Here is a 17,943-nt window from a genome sequence, read left to right as displayed (position 1 = left end):
TTATAGGAGCCCCCCACGAACGGGCTCGAAATTCCATTTACATTCCTCGTCAATCACAATGCCTAGCGCAAAAACCTTTTGCAAGCGGGAAAACCGCAGAAAATCATGCCGCCAACGTCAAGTCGACGGGGCATCAAGCAGCGGGTGCTGAGGGGAAGCTTGACGTGCACGTCAAGCGGTGGCGGGCTCGAAGATCACATAGAGCTTGCGGCAGGGGGTGAGAGTCTCCCACTGCCCGACAAAGCCTGCCGGAATAACGAACTGATCCCCGGGTTTCAGGGCAAGCTGGCCGCCCTGACTGTCGTGGATCACCACATCCCCTTCCAGCAGTTGGCAATACTCGTGCTCTGTGTAGTGGATGGCCCAGCGGCCGGGCTCGCAGGCCCAAAAACCCACGTGAAACTGCTGGCTCGGATCCGAGTAGTGATTCCAGACCGTTTGCGCCGGGTTGCCCCCTTTAATACGCTCGGGGGCGGGCATCAGCGGGGCAGGGGCCGCCTCGTGGCGGTCGAGCAGGATCCAGTCGTTGAGGGTCTTCATGGTGCCTCCTTGGCAAGGATATAAAAGCGGGGCCATCCTGGCCCCGCGCTTGTTCGTTTTATTAAACGAGGTTGAGCATAACTTAAACGATGCGTCTCCCCTTGCCAAGCGCCGCAACGCTAAGGGTCAGAGCGGCTGCAAGCGGTGGATCACATGGCGGGCGAAGCCGCTGCCTGCCTCGTCGTAGACGTTGAACACCGCATCCACCCCCTGCTCCTGCAGGGAGGCAATATCATCCTCGAAGCGGACGATGGCGGCGATCTTGCCGTTGAATCCGTGGCTGCGCAGCTTCTTGATGGCGTAGAGGTTGCCCGAGTGGTGGGGCATCGCCAGCAGCACCAGGTTGACCTGATGGGAGAGCAGCACCTTGTCCCAGAAGTCGGTATCGGTGGCGTCGCCCTCAATGACGTTTATTCCCTGGGCGCGCAGGGTGGGCAGCTTCTCGCTGTCGTTCTCGACCCCGAGGATGACGTTGCCATATTTGTTCTCCAGCTCGAAGTAGGCCCCTTGGCCGATGCGCCCCATGCCAAGGATGATCACCTCGGCATCGCCGAGTTCGATGGGCCTCTCCTCCGGGTGCAGGGTGTTGGCCTGGATCCGGCGCAGCCAGCCGCCGAGTCTGTGGTAGATCCGCTCGCTCTGACTGTTGAGCGGCACCGAGATCATAAAGCTCGCCGCCAGCGCCAGCGAGACCGCCACCAGCCACTCGTGGGAGATCCAGCCCGCCTTGGCGACAATGGCCGCGACGATCAGACCAAATTCCGAGAAGTTGGTGAGCGCTAGGGTGGAGAGCAGGGCGGTACGCACCCGCAGGTGGGCGCCGCTGAAGACCAGATAGTAGAGGGCGCTTTTCAGCGGCAGGGCCAGCACCAGCGCCAGCGCCAGCAACATGGTGTCGTGGGTCGGCAGGCCGTTGAGACCGATGGTGAGGAAGAAGCAGACGAGGAAGAGGTCTTTGAGGTTAAAGAGCGCCTTGGCAAGCCCCGCTGCCGCCGGATGGGAGGCGAGCAGCATGCCGATGATCAGTGCCCCCAGATCCGGTTTGAGCCCGACCACTTCAAAGCCGGCCGCCCCCACCACAAGCGCCAGAAAGACGCCGAACAGTACCTGCAACTCGCCGTGACCGGTCCGCTCCAGGAGTTTGAACAGCAGGGGGCGCAGCAGTGGCAATCCCAGCACCCAGAGCGCCCAGATGCTGGGCCACTTGCCGCTGGAAAGCGTCAGAAGGGCCACCGCGAACACATCCTGCATGATCAGCACCCCGATGGCGAGCCGGGCGTAGAGGGCATTCATGTCGCTGCGATCCTCCAGCACCTTGACCGCAAAGACGGTGCTGGAGAAGGAGAGGGCAAAGCCCAGCAGCAATGCCAGCTTCCAGTCCAGCGACAGGGCGAGGTGGAGCCCCAGCCCCTTGCAGACCAGCAGGACCACGGTGAAGAGCAGGGTGGAGAGCAGCAGATGCAGACTGGTGGTACCCCACACATCCCGCCGCATCAGGGTCTTGATATTTAGCTTGAGACCGATGGTGAATAGCAGCAGGGTGACGCCGAGATCGGCCACCTCGCTCAGGGCGGGGGTATTGTGATAACCCATGCCGTTGAGGATAAAACCGGCGGCCAGAAAGCCGAGCAGGGGGGGCAAGCCAATCAGATTGACTACCATGCCGCAGCCAAAGGCCACGGCGATCAGAATGGGTTCCATAACAGGTCCAGCAAGGGCAGGAGCGTCCCGCCCTGTTTAACTCTTGGGTAGCGATTAGACGATATCGATGTCGACCACGGAGTCGAAAATATGGTTCGGTCGAAATGGCATGCGGTCGATATCCGCCACCTTGCTCACCCCGGAGAGCACCAGCACGGTTTCGAGACCGGCCTGGAAGCCCGCCAGAATATCGGTGCGCAGGTTGTCGCCTATGATGACGGTGTCATCGGAGTGAGCCTCCATCCGGTTGAGCGCCGCCCGTATGATCCAGGCGCTCGGTTTGCCGACATAAAACGGCTTCTTGCCGGTCATCCGCTCGATGGGGGCGCAAAGGGCGCCGCAGGCCGGATGCATCATGGGACCGTGGGTATCCGGGTTGGTGGCGATAAAGCGGGCCCCCTGATCCACGAACTTGGCACCCAGCTGCATCATGGTCCAGTTGTAGTTGCGGGTCTCGCCCACCACCACGAAGTCGGGGTCTATGTCGGTGATGGTGAAACCGGCCTTGTAGAGCTCGTGGGTCAGTGCCCCCTCGCCAATCACATAGGCCTTCTTGCCATCCTGGCGTTTGAGAAAATCGGCGGTGCCCATGGCGGAGGTATAGAAGCACTCCTCCGGCACCTCGATCCCGGCGGAGCGGAAGCGGTTTTGCAGATCTTTCTGGGTCTGGGCCGGGTAGTTGGTGAGGAACAGGAGCTTGCTGCCCTGCTCCAGCAGGCGCTGGACGAAACGGTCAGCACCGGGAATGAGGTCGTTGTTGTGCAATATGACACCGTCGATATCACAGATGACGCTTTTCTTCATGGGAACTCCTTGTATAGGGCGCAAGAGCGGGGCTATGACGGTTGCCAACGCTTAATATCTTCAATTAGTTATGTTGTTTTTGTGACGCCATTATAAGTCTGTTTGATGACAAGTCTCCCCCACAAACAGAGATAGGTGCACAATGAACAGAAGAGGGGAGGGATCCGCTCTGCGAGTGGCAGATCCCGTGGTCTGTGCGTTGATGGAGCCGTCATCATGGATAACTTTATTGCCGGTTTGCCCAAGCTGGAGTTGCACCTGCATATCGAAGGGACGCTCGAGCCTGAGCTGATGTTTGCCCTGGCCAAACGCAACGGGGTGGTCCTGCCCTGGCCCGATGTCACCAGCGTGCGCGCCGCCTACGACTTTGACTGCCTGCAATCCTTTCTTGACCTCTACTACCGTGGTGCCAGCGTGCTCATCACCGAGCAGGACTTCTTCGACCTCACCTGGGCCTATCTTGAGCGCTGCGTCGCCGACAAGGTGGTGCATGTGGAGATCTTCTTCGACCCGCAGACCCACACCGCCCGCGGTATCCCCTTTGCGACTGTGCTGTGCGGCATCGAGCGGGCGTTGCAGACCGGGGAGCGGGAGTTTGGCATCAGCTGGCGTCTCATCATGAGCTTCTTGCGCCATCTGAGCGAGGAGGAGGCGTTCGCCACGCTGGCAGAGGCCGAGCCCTTCCTCGCCCGCATTCATGGCATCGGCCTCGACTCGGGGGAGAAGGGCAATCCGCCCACCAAGTTTGCCCGGGTCTTTGCCCGCGCCAGAGCGCTGGGACTGCCGGTGGTGGCCCATGCGGGGGAAGAGGGGCCCGCCGACTACATCTGGCAGGCCATCCATGAACTGCAGGTGCGACGCATCGATCACGGGGTGCGTGCGGCAGACGATCCTGCACTGCTGCGCTATCTGGCCGATACCCGGCTGCCGCTCACCGTTTGTCCCCTCTCCAACACCCGGCTCAAGGTGTTTGACCGCATGGCCCATCACAACGTGCTTACCCTGCTGGAGCAGGGGCTCTGCGTCACCATCAATTCCGACGATCCCGCCTACTTTGGCGGTTACATGGCGGCCAACTTCCACGCCCTGGCCCATGACCTTGGCGCCAGCATGAATCAGCTCTGCCGCTTGTCGCTCAATGCCGTCGAGGCGAGCTGGCTGAGCCTGGCGGACAAGGCACTGCTCACCCGGGAGATCAGGATCTACGCTGCCTGTCACGGGGTCGCCCTCTACTAGTCTTGTGCAGTCGGCGGCATCGGCGACACAACACAGCAGGCCCGCCAGTGATGGCGGGCCTGCTGTGTGTTGATGGGCTGGGTGCCTGAATGGGCCGCTAACCGGTCTCAGGTTGATTGCGGCTCGGTGGCCTCTTGATAGATCGGATAGTCGATCAGTCCCGGCTCGCCACCACCGAACAGGGTGGCCGGATCGTGAGACGCCAGCGGATAGCCGTGGCGCAGCCGGTTCGGCAGGTCCGGGTTGGCGACGAAGGGGCGACCAAAGCCAATCATGTCGGCCCAACCGGCCTGGAGGGCGGCCCGTGCCCGCTTGCCATCGTACTTGCCCGCATAGATGAGGGTGTTGGGGAAGGCGTCCCGCAGCCCCTGTTTGAAGTTCTCCGGCATCAAGGGGGCATCGTCCCAGTCCGCCTCGGCGATGTGCAGGTAGGTCACATCCAGTTCTCCCAGCAAGCGGGCGGCGGCCAGATAGGTCTGCTGTGGGTTGGCATCGACGGTGCCGTTGAGGGTGGTGAGCGGCGCGAGGCGCACGCCGACGCGGTCGGCCCCGATCTCGGCGCAGACCGCCTCTGTCACCTCTTTCAAGAAGCGCAGGCGATTTTCCAGCGAGCCGCCGTAGTTGTCGGTGCGGGCATTGGATTCGGAATCGAGAAACTGGTTGATGAGATAACCGTTGGCGGCGTGCAGCTCTATGCCGTCAAAACCGGCGCGGATGGCGTTGCGGGCCGCCTGACGGAACTGGCCGATCACCTCGTCGATATCGCTCTGGGTCATGGCACGCGGGGTGACCGTCTCCACAAAGCCGGGTGCATCGCTGCCGTTATCGACGAACACCTTGACGCCCACGGCCTTGATGGCCGATGAGGAGATGGGCTGGGCGCCGCCCAGGTTGTCGGGATGAGTGACCCGGCCCACGTGCCAGAGCTGGGCGAAGATGGTGCCCCCCTTGGCATGGACGGCATCGGTCACCAGCTGCCAGCCAGCCACTTGCTCGGCGCTGTGGATCCCCGGGGTCCAGGCATAGCCCTTGCCCATGGGGTCGATTTGGGTGCCTTCGCTGATGATGAGGCCCGCCTCGGCGCGCTGGGCGTAGTAGGTGGCCATCATGGCATTGGCCACATCACCGGGCTGGCTGGCGCGGGAGCGGGTCATGGGGGGCATGACGATACGGTTGTTAAGGTGTAACTGGCCCAGGCGCAGCGGGCAGAACAGGTGATCGTGGCTCATCGTGAGTGCCTCATGGTGGGAGTGAGGCCACTCTATCCCTGCAGCTTGTTGTGAAAAAGAGGGGTAATTGCAGAAAAGAATTGCAGTGATGGCATCAATCCATCGGCACAGGGCCAGAATGGCGCTCGCTGGCTTGCCCGCGGGCATCTGAAGGAGACGGAATAAGCAAAGAGGGCCGAAGCGGCCCTCTTTGTTGACGCGGCCGGGCTCAGGCCCCCAGCAGCATGACCCGTACCCGCTCGATCCGGCGCTCGCTCACCTCGACCACCTCGAAGCAGAGTTGCTGCAGTTGCAGCTGCTGGCCAGGGGTGGGCAAGGAGCCGAAGTGAGAGAGCAGCATGCCCGCCAGGGTCACGTACTCGTCGCTCTCGCTCACCAGCCCCTCGTGCTCCAGCACCTGCTCCACATGGTGGATGTTGGTGCTGCCATTGATGAGCCAGCCTTCGCCATCACGCACCATGTCCGGGGTCTCGTCCTCGTCCGGCAGTTCGCCGACGATGGCCTCCAGCAGATCGTGGGTGGTGACCAGCCCCTGGATGACGCCAAACTCGTCGGAGACCAGGATCAGGCTCCCTTTGGCCTGACGCAGCTCTGCCAGCAGCCGGATCACGTTGATGCTCTGCGGCACTATGATGGGGTCGTTCTGCTTGGCCAGTTCGCTTAAGGGTTGCCCTTCGTTGAGGGCAAACAGCAGATCCCGCGCCTTGAGTACACCTATGACCTCGTCCAGATCACCGTCACAGACCGGGAACAGGCTGTGGGGCTCCCGTTGCAACACAGCGCGGATTTCCGCAGGCGAGTCGTTGACGTCGATCCAGGCCATGTCGGAGCGGGGAGTCATGATGGTGCGGATGGATCGCTCGGCCAGCGACAAGACACCGGTCACCATGTAGCGCTCCTCCTCGCCAAAGCTCACCGGGGCGGCGGCAGGGGCATCCAGATCATCGTCAGGCCTGTTCTGATACGTCTTGCTGCCCATCAGCTTGAAGATGGCTGCCGTGGTGCGCTCGCGCAGGGGCTGCTTGGCCTCGTGGCGCAGGGCGCTGCGCTGGGAAAGCTGGTTGAAGAACTCGATCAGCACCGAGAAGCCGATGGCCGCGTAGAGGTAGCCCTTGGGAATGTGGAAGCCAAACCCTTCCGCCACCAGGCTAAAACCGATCATCAACAGGAAGCTCAGGCAGAGCACCACCACGGTCGGGTGGGCGTTGACGAACTGGGTCAGGGGCTTGGAGGCGAGGACCATCACCAGCATGGCGATGGTCACGGCGGCCATCATGACGCCGAGATGTTCCACCATGCCTACCGCCGTGATGATGGAATCCAGCGAGAAGACGGCGTCCAGCACCAGGATCTGGGCCACCACAACGCCAAAACTGGCGTAGACACCGCTGTGGCCACCGGACCCCGGGTTGGCCTCCAGCCGCTCATGCAGCTCTGTGGTGGCCTTGAACAGCAGGAACAGGCCACCGCCCATCAGGATGAGATCCCGACCGGAGAAGACCAGTTCGCCGAGCTGAAGAAGGGGGGTGGTCAGGGTCACCAGCCATGACATCACGCTCAGCAGGCCCAGACGCATCAGCAGGGCCAGCGACAGGCCTATGATGCGCGCCTTGTCCCGCTGGGCGGGGGGCAGTTTTTTCACCAGGATGGCGATGAAGACCAGATTGTCGATCCCCAGCACGATTTCCAGAATGATCAGGGTAAACAGACCAATCCAGATGTGGGGATCCAGCAGCAATTCCATGTAATGACCTCAATAAAAAACAGACAGAGCGGGTGTCAGTGACGGCGAAAAATGGCCGTGGAGCACGAGGCGTGGGTGTTTTCAGAGGCGCTGGTGGAGCAATAACAGATACATTTTGACAGGGAGAAACGAAGGGTAACTTCGGGGATTGTCCATGATGGGCAATAAAACCTCGGGTTAAGAATGAGCCCTGATAATAACGGCTGGCGGCAGTTTGGCAAGGGGCTGTTATGAAGATGTGATAATGGCGAGGAGGCGGCCAGGCTGCGCCTCCCGTTCGGCTATTTACAACCAGCGTTCTTCGTGGGTGAAGCAGACCGAGAGCCAGGCATCCCCCAAGGCATCGCCGATGCGAGACCAGAGCTCATGACGCAGGGCATCCTGACGCGCCACAGGCCACTCCTGTCCTATCGGCACCAGAATGTTGATTTCGAGATCGAAACGGCGGCCGCTTTTGGCCAGATGGCTGTAACACCGGATGCCGTGGCGCTGGCCCAACGCCTCTATCTCCTGATCGATGAGCTCTGGAATATACCCCTCGGGGGCGATCTTCAGCACTTCTCGCAGACTGTGACCAAGCACTTTGATGGGAACGATAGCGGCACACACGGCCAGCAGTGAGACCAGGGCGGGGTCGATATAGTGGTTGAATTGATCGTAGCCGATAGCACTCAATCCCATCGCCACCAGAAAACCCACCAGCAGGGTGGTACTTAAAATAGTATCAACCAGCCACTCTTGGGAATCGACTCGCACCAGTTCCGAGTTGAACTGTTTTGCTAACTCCACTTCTATAAAATACATCAGAGAGCACAAGACAGTAGCGATGGTTGACGCGATCAAAGCGTGACCAAGGCTAATCTCACGGCCACCAGATAACAGGGTCGTTATGCCGCTATAGAGTGCGGCCAGACAGAGCAGTAGAATAATGGTGCCGTTAATGAAATTGGTGATGGGTTCAAAGTGGGCGTAGCCATACTGGAAACGGTCATCATCGGGGCGGGTAACGAGGTAGGCGGTCACCAGACCCAGGCCCGTCATACCCATACTGAATAAGCTAAAAAAGCCGTCGAGCATGATGGCATTGGAGCCGACCAGCAGGCCATAGCCGATACCGAAAATGGCAAAAAAAATACTACAGAATAGGGACAGGGTTAACGCCTGCTTTTCAGTGGTAATGAACTTATTAATGACTTTACTGAGCATATAGCTGTGATGAGCCATATAAATTCCTCCTTTCAAATGGTGAATATAGCCAAGTGCAAGCGGTTTTCTAGCTGATATACTGCCCGCTCACATGTGAGCGGACTGGCCTGTGCGCCCCAAAGAGGCGGCTGGCCAGTCGTTGTCGCCGGCGTGCCGGCATCAAGCAAAGGATGGGAACAAGGATTCATGATCCCGAGACTCGATTACCAGGACAGTTTGTCACCCGCAACCCTGCAGTTTCTTGAGTTGCTAGAGCTCCGAGCATTTCGTGGTGATATCGAAAAATCTTATGCAAGCCGGTTGGCGATGGCGACGGATAACAGCGTCTATCAGGTAGTACCTCAGGCGGTGCTCTATCCGCGCAGCGCGGATGACATTGCGGTGATGCTCAAGCTGGCCCGGGAGCCTATGTTTGCTGCCTTGAGTTTCTTCCCTCGTGGCGGCGGAACCGGCACCAATGGTCAATCCTTGGGCGGCGGCATTATCGTCGATCTCTCGCGCCATATGAACCAGATCATGGAAATTAATCTGGAAGAGGGCTGGGTGCGCGCCCAGGCCGGTGTGGTGAAAGACCAGCTCAACGCCTATCTCAAACCCCACGGTTACTTCTTCTCGCCGGATCTCTCCACCTCCAATCGCGCCACTCTTGGGGGCATGGTCAACACTGATGCCTCCGGGCAGGGGTCGCTCGTATACGGCAAGACCTCGGATCATGTGCTGGGCTTGAAAGCCGTGCTGGAGAATGGCGACATCATGGCCACAGAGCCGGTCAATGGTTCCCGTCTTGAAGACAAGCTGGCGCTCGAGAGTCGCGAGGGGGAGATCTATCGCACCCTCTATCGCATCGGCCGCGAGCGCCGCGCCGACATAGAGGCGACCTTCCCCAAGCTCAACCGCTTTCTGACCGGTTACGATCTCAAGCATCTCTATCAGCCCGACAGCGACACCCTGGATGTGAGCCGGGTGCTGTGCGGCTCGGAAGGATCGCTTGGCTTTATCACCGAAGCCAAACTCAACATCACCCTCATACCGCGCTACCGCACCCTGGTCAACGTCAAGTACGACAGCTTTCCGTCGGCTCTGCGCAACGCCCCCTTTATGGTTGAGGCGCAGGCCCTGTCGGTGGAGACGGTGGACTCCCGGGTGCTGGGGCTGGCCCGTGCCGACATCATCTGGCATTCGGTCAAGGCCTTCATTGAGGACGTGCCCGGCAAGGATCTGCAAGGGCTCAATATCGTCGAGTTTGCCGATACCGACGAGCAGGAGCATCAGGCCAAGGTGACCGAGCTGTGCCGCCGCATCGATGGGCTGCTGGCGAAAGAGGAGGCGGGCATTATCGGCTATCAGGTGTGCAGTCACCTGCCGAGCATCGAGACTATCTACGCCATGCGCAAGAAGTCGGTAGGGCTGCTTGGCAACGCCGAGGGGCGCAAGAAGCCAGTGGCCTTCACCGAAGACACCGCCGTGCCGCCGGAATCCTTGGCGGATTTCATCATGGAGTTTCGCGCCCTGCTGGATGCCCATGGCCTCGACTACGGTATGTTCGGTCACGTCGATGCTGGCGTGCTGCACGTGCGGCCTGCATTAGACTTGTGCGACCCGGAGCAGGAGGTGTTGCTTCGGCGCATCTCGGATCAGGTGGTGGCGCTCACCGCCAAATATGGCGGCCTGATGTGGGGGGAGCACGGCAAGGGCTTTCGCTCAGAATACAGCCCCGCTTTTTTTGGCGAGCTGTGGGAAGAGTTGCAGCGGGTCAAGGGGGCCTTCGACCCCGACAACCGCATTAACCCGGGCAAGATCTGCATGCCTTATGGTAGCGGGGCGCCGCTTGTGTCAGTGGACGGGCCCAAGCGCGGCAAGTTCGACCGCCAGATCCCGATTGCGGTGCGGGAAAGCTACACCCGCGCCATGGATTGTAACGGCAATGGCCTCTGCTTCACCTTCGAGACCGACTCCCCCATGTGCCCCTCGGTCAAGATCAGCCGTGATCGCCGCCACTCCCCCAAGGGGCGGGCGGGCCTGATGCGCGAATGGCTGCGTCAGCTGGCAGAGCAGGGCTTCGATCCGCTGGCCGAGGAGGTGGCGCTGCAAAGCGGCGGTCTGCGCTTCAAGAGCATTGTCGACAAGTTTCGCAACACCCTGGCCCGCGCCCGCGGCCAGTATGACTTCTCCCACGAGGTGATGGAGGCGATGGAGGGGTGCCTGGCGTGCAAGGCCTGCACCAGCCAGTGCCCCATCAAGGTGGATGTGCCCACCTTCCGTGCCCGCTTCATGCAGCTCTACCACAGCCGCTATCTGCGTGGCCCCAAGGATTACTTCGTCGGCACCGTCGAGAGCTATGCGCCACTGCTGGCCCGGGCGCCGAAACTGGTCAACTTCTTCCTGGAGAAAGAGTGGGCCCAGAAGGCGACCGAGAAGAGCATCGGCATGGTGGATGTGCCCCTGCTCTCCGTGCCCACCCTGGCCGAATCCCTGCACGATAACAAGGCGCGCTATTTCGACCTGCCGGGCCTTGAGGCCATGAGCCCCGAGCAGCGTGCCCACGTGGTGCTCATAGTGCAGGATCCCTTCACCAGTTATTACGACGCCCCCGTGGTGCGTGACCTGGTGAAACTCGCCAGCAAGCTTGGGCTGCAACCTTATCTGCTGCCATTCAAGCCCAACGGCAAGCCCCAGCACGTGAAGGGGTTCCTGCGCGCCTTTGCCCGCACCGCGGCCAACAGCGCCCAGTTCCTCAACAAGATAGCCGCGCTGGGTATCCCCATGGTGGGAGTGGATCCTTCTCTGGTGCTCTGTTATCGCGACGAGTACGCCAAGGCCCTTGGCTCGGCCCGTGGCGACTTCCAGGTACTGTTGCCTCAGGAGTGGCTGCTCTCACTGCCGGCGCCTGAGCCCAAGACGGCGACCAAGGAGCAAGGAGATCGTCAGGCAGACGAGCCCTGGTATCTGTTTGCCCACTGCACAGAGAAGACCGCCAAGCCGTCGACTCACGGCGACTGGGGCACCTTGTTCCAGCGTTTTGGGGCCAGCTTGCAGCCTGTCTCTGTGGGCTGCTGCGGCATGGCCGGCACCTATGGCCACGACGCCAAACAGGTGGACAATTCCAAGGGGATCTATGGGCTTAGCTGGGCAGAGCCGCTCTCGCGTTTGCCCAAAGATCGCTGCCTGGCCACCGGTTACTCGTGCCGTAGCCAGGTCAAGCGGATGGAGGGGGAGAAACTGAAGCATCCGCTGCAGGCCCTGCTGGGACTGCTCTGATGCTGACGTTGCCGAAACGGTTTCGGGTGCCGCAAGCTTTTCGGCACCCGCGTTTCTTGCTGTTGCCAGCCACCTCCGCTCAGGCGGTGGTGGAGTTTGTGGCTATGTTGCGCGAGCGCGAGCAGCTCCATCAGCTGTTTCGCCCGGATGACGTCTGGCCTTCTGCCCAGTTCAGTCTGAGCCAGCACGAGGGGGATCTGGAGTGGCAGCGGTCCGAGTTTCTGGCCAAGCGCTCCTTTGCCTATGGCCTCTGGAGCCCGGATCGGGAGCCGCAATTTTGGGGCGGGGTCTATCTCTACCCCTCGGTCCTGCCGGAGGTGGCGGTGGAGCTCTTCTTCTGGAAGGTGGCCGAGGCATCCCTCACCGATGCTGAACTGGAAGCCGAGCTGCGGGTATGGCTTGGCAAGGTGTGGCACTGGTCCGAGCCTTGGCTGCCGGGGCGCGATCTGCCTTGGGCCGAATGGCCCGGCGTGACCTATCCCTGGTGAGAGTCCGGCATCAGGGCTTGGCTTGGCAAGATGCCCCCTGATCGGGGCATCTTTCTTTCTGACTTTTTTCGCCGACATTGCTCGTGTATAACCCGTTGATCACATAAGGAGTCTGCTCGTCATGAGTCAAGAAAACAGCGCTATCTGGCGCAAGCCCATGAGCCTGGAGGGGCTCAATGCCAGCTCCCACAACACCCTGATGGCCCACTTGGGCATCGTCTACACGGCCTTTGGCCCCGACTGGCTGGCGGCCACCATGCCGGTGGATCACCGCACTCATCAGCCCCTTGGCATGCTCCATGGCGGCGCGTCCGTGGTGCTGGCGGAGACGTTGGGGTCGCTGGCTGCCAATATGGCGGTCGGACCGGACAGCTACTGCGTGGGACTGGAGGTGAATGCCAACCACTTGCGGGCCAAGCGGGAAGGGGTGGTGACAGGGCGTTGCTCGCCACTGCATCTGGGGGCAACGACCCAGGTGTGGCAGATTGAAATGCGGGACGAACGTGGGCGTTTATTGTGTACCAGTCGATTGACCATGGCAGTGCTCAAACACAAGCGGGGCAAGGACTCCAGCGAGGAGTGATCTGCAATAACGCACCATGCGTGCAAAATAAGCAAGCCATAGTCGCAAGATCCCTCTATAATTGCCAACGTCTTGAGAGGCTTATCACATTTTTCAAGACAGCAGAACAAAGTGGCGCTATAATCGCCGCCTTTTTGCTATTCCGCGGTGCTTAGCCGCCTGCCTTAATCTGGAAGAATCTATGTCTGATACCGAACAACTGCCCCTTTTTAGTGAGCTTGGACTGGCCGCGCCTGTATTGAAAGCGCTGCAGGACGTGGGCTATGAGCGCCCGTCACCGATCCAGGCCGCAGCAATTCCCCACCTGATGGCGGGACACGATCTGCTGGGGCAGGCGCAAACCGGTACAGGGAAGACCGCTGCTTTTGCCTTGCCTCTGTTGTCTCGTCTGGAAGCTGGTAACCGCAATACCCAGGTTTTGGTGCTGGCACCGACCCGTGAACTGGCGCTGCAGGTTGCCGAGGCGTGCCAACGTTACGCCAAGCACATGCCGGACTTCCATGTCCTGCCCATCTACGGTGGTTCCTCTTACGAAACCCAGACCCGCGCCCTGCGTCGTGGTGCTCAGGTTGTCGTCGGTACCCCTGGCCGTGTGATGGACCTGATCCGTCGCAAGAACCTGGACCTCTCCGGCCTGAAAGCCCTGGTACTGGACGAAGCCGATGAAATGCTGCGTATGGGCTTCATCGACGACGTGGACTGGATCATGGAGCAGTGCCCGAGCACTCGTCAGGTTGCGCTCTTCTCTGCCACCATGCCGGACCAGATCCGTCGTGTTGCCCAGAAGCATCTGAAGCAGCCGAAAGAGATCAAGATCATCACCAAGACGTCCACTGCACCGACCATCCGCCAGCGCTACTGGCAGGTAACCGGTCTGCACAAGCTGGACGCCATGACCCGTCTGCTGGAAGTCGAGCCGTACGAAGCCGTACTGGTCTTCGTGCGCACCAAGAACGCTGCCGAAGAGCTGGCTGGCAAACTGGCTGCCCGTGGTCACGCCTGTGAAGCGCTGCACGGTGACATCCCGCAGAAGCTGCGTGAGCGTACCGTCGACAAGCTGCGTCAAGGCCAGCTGGACATTCTGATCGCCACCGACGTTGTCGCCCGTGGTCTGGACGTTGAGCGCATCACTCACGTGGTGAACTACGACATTCCGTACGATACCGAATCCTACGTACACCGTATCGGTCGTACCGGCCGTGCAGGTCGCAAGGGTGAGGCCATCCTGTTTGTTGCTCCCCGTGAACGCCGCATGCTGCGCGCCATCGAGCACGCTACTCGTCAGGCCATCGAGCCGATGAAGATGCCGAGCACCGAGGACATCAACCAGCACCGCATGACCAAGTTCAAAGAGCGCATCCGGGAAACCATGATGGGCGAAGAGCTTGAGATCTACCACAACCTGGTGAATGAGCTGATCGAAGAAGATTCTGCCGATCCGCTGGAGCTGGCTGCCGCATTGGCCAAGCTGGTGCAGGGTGACCAACCGCTGCTCCTGGATGATTCCATCCCTGAGCCGCAGTTCAACCCGAGCAACGATCGTGGTGGCCGTGACTTCGAACGCCGTGACGGTGGTCGTGACTTTGCCGACCGTGGCGATCGTCCTGCCCGTCGCATGCCGTCCCTCGAGCCGCGTCCGCTGAAAGACAATCCTGACGTAGAGATGGAGCGTTACCGCGTAGACGTGGGTGCCCATCACGGCGTCAAGCCGGGCCAGATCGTGGGCGCCATCGCCAACGAAGCGAACATCGAGAGCCGTTTCATCGGTAACATCGACATCGCCGATGACTTCTCCACCGTCGATCTGCCGAAAGGCATGACCGCTGATGTACTGGAAGTGATCAAGAAAGCCCGTGTTTGTCAGCGTCCGCTGATGATCACCCGCTATACCGAAGTGCCGGCTGGCAGCAACACCGCCCCCCGTCCTCCGCGTAGCGATCGTCCCTTCAACAAGGACCGTCGCCCCAGCGGTGACCGCCCGTTCAACAAGAGCGGGGAGCGCCGTGAAGGTGGCTTCAACAAGGATCGCAAGTTCGGTGGCAACAAGCGCCGCGACAGCTAAGTCCTGATAGTCTTGATAAAAAGGCCGCTCATCGAGCGGCCTTTTTGTTGCCTGTCATGTGGCTGGCCAGGGGGACTGGCCCCGTTCAAGCGGCCGGGATGGTGTTCGCCAGGGAGAGCCAGCATATTGCCTCTGCCTCTGCCTCTGCCTCTGCCTCTGCCTCTGCCTCTGTCCTCCAGTCTGTAACGCCAGTGTTGGGGCAAGCAGCTGACGGCTGTGACACCCAGGCCAGGGCATATGATTATTATCCCGATCCAAGCTAGCGCCTGCCAGCAGGATACCCGCGTCAATCCCAGGCTGGAGGACGGGTCGCACATGATGGACAACAAAAAGGCGACCCTGAGGTCGCCTTTTGCGTGTCTGCATCTATCTTGTCCGGTGGCTCAGAGCACCATGGCGGCAATCCAGCCGAAGAGGATGAGCGGGATGTTGTAGTGGATGAAGGTGGGCACCACGCTGTCCCAGATATGGTCGTGCTGGCCGTCGGCGTTGAGGCCGGAGGTGGGGCCGAGCGTCGAGTCGGAGGCGGGGGAGCCCGCATCCCCCAGTGCGCCGGCCGTACCGACCAGGGCTATGATGGCCATGGGCGAGAAGCCGAGGTGGATGCACAGCGGCACATAGATGGTGGCTATGATGGGCACGGTGGAGAAAGAGGAGCCTATTCCTATGGTGATCAAGAGGCCAACCAGCAGCATCAGGAAGGCGGCGAGGCCCTTTTGATCCCCGATCACCGCGGAGACGGACTGCACCAGGCTCTCCACCCCGTGGGTCGCCTTCATCACGGCGGCGAAGCCGGCGGCCGAAATCATGATGAAGCCGATGAGGGACATCATGCGCACGCCTTGGGTGAAGGCGTCCTGACTCTCGCGAAACTTGATGACCCCTCCGCAGGTGAAGATGACAAAACCGGCCAGCGCCCCCAGCACTATGCTGTTGGTCATCAACTGCAGCCCCAGGGCCACGCCGATGGCCAGCAGGGCCACCCAGATGTGGTTGAGGTTGAGCTCGACGGATTCGGGTTCGGCGGCCAGGATCTTGCCCATGTCATACTGGCGTGGCTTGCGGTAGCTGATGAAGACAGCGATCAAGAGACCGATGAACATGCCCAGTACCGGAATGGCCATCGCCAGTGGCAGCTGGCCGTGCTCGACCGGCACGCCGTTGTCGATCAGGTTCTTGGCCAGGATGTTATTGAGGAAGATGCCGCCAAAACCGACCGGCAACAGCATATAGGTCGCAGTCAGGCCGAAGGTGATGACGCAGGCCACCTGACGGCGGTCGATCTGCATCTGGGCCATGACGTGCAGCAGCGGCGGGATCAGAATAGGAATGAAGGCGATGTGGACCGGGATCAGGTTCTGGGAGGAGATGGAGACCGCCAACACTGAGGTGAGCAGCAGGCTCTTGACCCAGAGGATGCGAGAGCTGCTGGCATCCTTGCCCAACTGGCTGATCACCTTGCGGGCCAGCAGGTCGGTGATCCCTGAGCGGGAGATGGCGACCGCAAAGGCCCCCAGCATGGCATAGGAGAGGGCGATTTCGGCGCCGCCACCCAGACCACCGGTAAAGGTGCTGAGGGTCTCCTGCAGTGAGAGTCCACCGATCAGGCCGCCGACGATGGCGCCGATGGAGAGGGAGACCACCACATTGATCCGCAGCAGGCTGAGCACCAGCATCAGCGCAACCGCGATAACAACAGGATTCATTTGATTTCCTTATGGATTGTGTAGCTGTCTGTCATGTGAAAGGCCGTTAGTTTGCGAAAAATGTGACAAATGTCGAGTAAAAAATCAGGCAAAATGCCTATTGGCAGCATTCCTGGCTGACCCGGGGGGCCAAGGTGGGTGTGGGGGTGAAAAACGGCTTTGTATGGCCCTGATTTCGCTATTCTGGTCAAACCAGATTGATCTCGCCAACCCAATAGAAGAAGGCTGCCAGGGCAGCCTTCTTGCTTATTGCTCGTGCCGGTTATTCGCTCGCGTCGTCGTCGGCGGGGGCATCATCCGGATGGGCCGGTGGCCAGCCACCCAGGCTCTTCCAGCGGTTGACGATGTGACAGAACAGCTCGGTGGTGCGTTCTGTGTCATACAGGGCGGAGTGCGCCTCTTTATTGTCAAATGGGATGCGGGCGCTCTGACACGCTTTGGCCAGTACGGTTTGTCCCAGTGCCAGACCGGAGAGGGCGGCGGTATCGAAAGTGGCAAACGGGTGGAACGGATTGCGCTTGAGGCCGGCGCGCTCGGCGGCGGCCATCACGAAGCCGTGATCGAAGGTGGCGTTGTGGGCCACTATGATGGCGCGGCCACAGTCGTGCTCCTTCATCCCCTTGCGAATGCCCTTGAAAATCTCGGTCAGCGCTTCTCTCTCGCTGACGGCACCGCGTAGTGGATTGAAAGGATCTATGCCGGTGAACTCCAGCGCCGCCTTCTCCAGGTTGGCGCCTTCGAATGGCTCGACGTGAAAATGAAAGATCTGGTCGGGCAGAAGCCAGCCATCCTCATCCATCTTGAGGGTATAGGCGGCGATTTCCAGCAAGGCGTCGGTTCTGGCATTGAACCCGGCGGTTTCAACATCGATGACGACGGGGTAAAAGCCACGAAAACGGCCCTTGAGGGTGTGAACAGCGTCGGTCATGGTATCTCGGTCGGCGTGAAATGAGGCGGCATTATGGCAAAAAAGCCGGCCCTTGTCCCTCATCCGCAACCATGAGACAGGTGTCTGATTCTATTATCGACACGCGGGCTTATCATTGACCACGTCAGGGAGCGCGATGAAGACGCTGGGAGTGGCGCACAAGATGTTGCCGGTGGTCTGCCTGCCATTGCTGGCTTCGCGGTTTTACGATGGCGACGCAGGTGCAACCGCTACCTCACCGACGACATACACTCCCCGTGATAACCATACGCGAGGTGTACGAGGGCCATCGTTTGTACTCGGACACCTTACAGCAGAACAGCGCCGAGCGGGAGTTATGGTCATTTCTGGTGTACGGAGGGATAGAAGAGGTGGCGTATCCTGCTGATTGATTCCCGCGAAGAATCTCAATCAACAGAGGTGATACGCCATGACTAATTCTACCCTCAGAGCCCTGC

Annotated in this window: 13 protein-coding genes; 5 read left to right on the top strand and 8 right to left on the bottom strand. The window is 60.4% G+C overall.

Annotated elements, in window-relative coordinates; genetic code table 11:
* Positions 1-171: 171 nt before the first annotated feature.
* The 3 genes from GWQ22_RS09560 to GWQ22_RS09550 all read right to left on the bottom strand — a co-directional run bounded on the left by GWQ22_RS09560 (position 172) and on the right by GWQ22_RS09550 (position 3,045).
* Complete coding sequence (locus GWQ22_RS09560; RefSeq protein WP_042036686.1) at positions 172-540, bottom strand: cupin domain-containing protein; 369 nt, start codon at positions 538-540, stop codon at positions 172-174.
* Positions 541-666: 126 nt separating this feature from the next.
* Entirely contained in the window at positions 667-2,241 is a 1,575-nt protein-coding gene (locus tag GWQ22_RS09555; RefSeq protein ID WP_275930145.1) for a cation:proton antiporter family protein, read from the bottom strand.
* 54 nt (positions 2,242-2,295) lie between these two features.
* Positions 2,296-3,045 (bottom strand): HAD-IIA family hydrolase, encoded by a 750-nt coding sequence (locus tag GWQ22_RS09550; protein WP_042036688.1) that lies wholly within the window; start codon positions 3,043-3,045, stop codon positions 2,296-2,298.
* 216 nt (positions 3,046-3,261) lie between these two features.
* On the opposite strand from GWQ22_RS09550, the gene GWQ22_RS09545 reads away from it, so the two are divergent.
* Entirely contained in the window at positions 3,262-4,281 is a 1,020-nt protein-coding gene (locus GWQ22_RS09545; RefSeq protein WP_275930144.1) for an adenosine deaminase, read from the top strand.
* A gap of 107 nt (positions 4,282-4,388) precedes the next feature.
* Here the strand turns inward: GWQ22_RS09545 and GWQ22_RS09540 are convergent, their stop codons facing one another.
* The 3 genes from GWQ22_RS09540 to GWQ22_RS09530 all read right to left on the bottom strand — a co-directional run bounded on the left by GWQ22_RS09540 (position 4,389) and on the right by GWQ22_RS09530 (position 8,478).
* Positions 4,389-5,510, bottom strand: a complete 1,122-nt coding sequence (locus GWQ22_RS09540; protein ID WP_275930143.1) for an alkene reductase — start codon at positions 5,508-5,510, stop codon at positions 4,389-4,391.
* 208 nt (positions 5,511-5,718) lie between these two features.
* Positions 5,719-7,254: a TerC family protein gene (locus tag GWQ22_RS09535; RefSeq protein WP_275930142.1), complete on the bottom strand. Its 1,536-nt coding sequence runs from the start codon at positions 7,252-7,254 to the stop codon at positions 5,719-5,721.
* A 285-nt stretch (positions 7,255-7,539) separates the two neighbouring features.
* A complete protein-coding gene (locus tag GWQ22_RS09530; protein ID WP_042036695.1) occupies positions 7,540-8,478 on the bottom strand; it encodes a cation diffusion facilitator family transporter in 939 nt (312 codons plus the stop codon).
* Positions 8,479-8,646: 168 nt separating this feature from the next.
* Between GWQ22_RS09530 and GWQ22_RS09525 the strand changes: the two genes are divergently transcribed.
* From GWQ22_RS09525 to GWQ22_RS09510, 4 genes are all read left to right on the top strand, one after another.
* Complete coding sequence (locus GWQ22_RS09525) at positions 8,647-11,718, top strand: FAD-binding and (Fe-S)-binding domain-containing protein (protein WP_275930141.1); 3,072 nt, start codon at positions 8,647-8,649, stop codon at positions 11,716-11,718.
* Positions 11,718-12,206, top strand: a complete 489-nt coding sequence (locus GWQ22_RS09520; RefSeq protein WP_275930140.1) for a hypothetical protein — start codon at positions 11,718-11,720, stop codon at positions 12,204-12,206. The genes GWQ22_RS09525 and GWQ22_RS09520 overlap by 1 nt, the downstream gene beginning before the upstream one ends.
* 121 nt (positions 12,207-12,327) lie before the next feature.
* Complete coding sequence (locus tag GWQ22_RS09515) at positions 12,328-12,789, top strand: hotdog fold thioesterase (RefSeq protein WP_275930139.1); 462 nt, start codon at positions 12,328-12,330, stop codon at positions 12,787-12,789.
* Positions 12,790-12,970: 181 nt separating this feature from the next.
* Entirely contained in the window at positions 12,971-14,851 is a 1,881-nt protein-coding gene (locus tag GWQ22_RS09510; protein ID WP_108535614.1) for a DEAD/DEAH box helicase, read from the top strand.
* 383 nt (positions 14,852-15,234) lie between these two features.
* Here GWQ22_RS09510 and GWQ22_RS09505 read toward each other — a convergent pair whose 3' ends face one another.
* Both GWQ22_RS09505 and rnt read right to left on the bottom strand, forming a co-directional pair.
* Positions 15,235-16,557, bottom strand: a complete 1,323-nt coding sequence (locus tag GWQ22_RS09505) for a Na+/H+ antiporter family protein (RefSeq protein WP_042036704.1) — start codon at positions 16,555-16,557, stop codon at positions 15,235-15,237.
* A 262-nt stretch (positions 16,558-16,819) separates the two neighbouring features.
* Entirely contained in the window at positions 16,820-17,485 is a 666-nt protein-coding gene (rnt, locus tag GWQ22_RS09500; protein ID WP_181364611.1) for a ribonuclease T, read from the bottom strand.
* Positions 17,486-17,943 lie beyond the last annotated feature (458 nt).

It is taken from the genome of Aeromonas sp. 1HA1 (assembly GCF_029237385.1).
GTDB classification, from domain to species: domain Bacteria; phylum Pseudomonadota; class Gammaproteobacteria; order Enterobacterales; family Aeromonadaceae; genus Aeromonas; species Aeromonas popoffii.
Note: the sequence above shows the minus strand (reverse complement) of the source record. Positions and strands in the feature narration are given on the sequence as shown.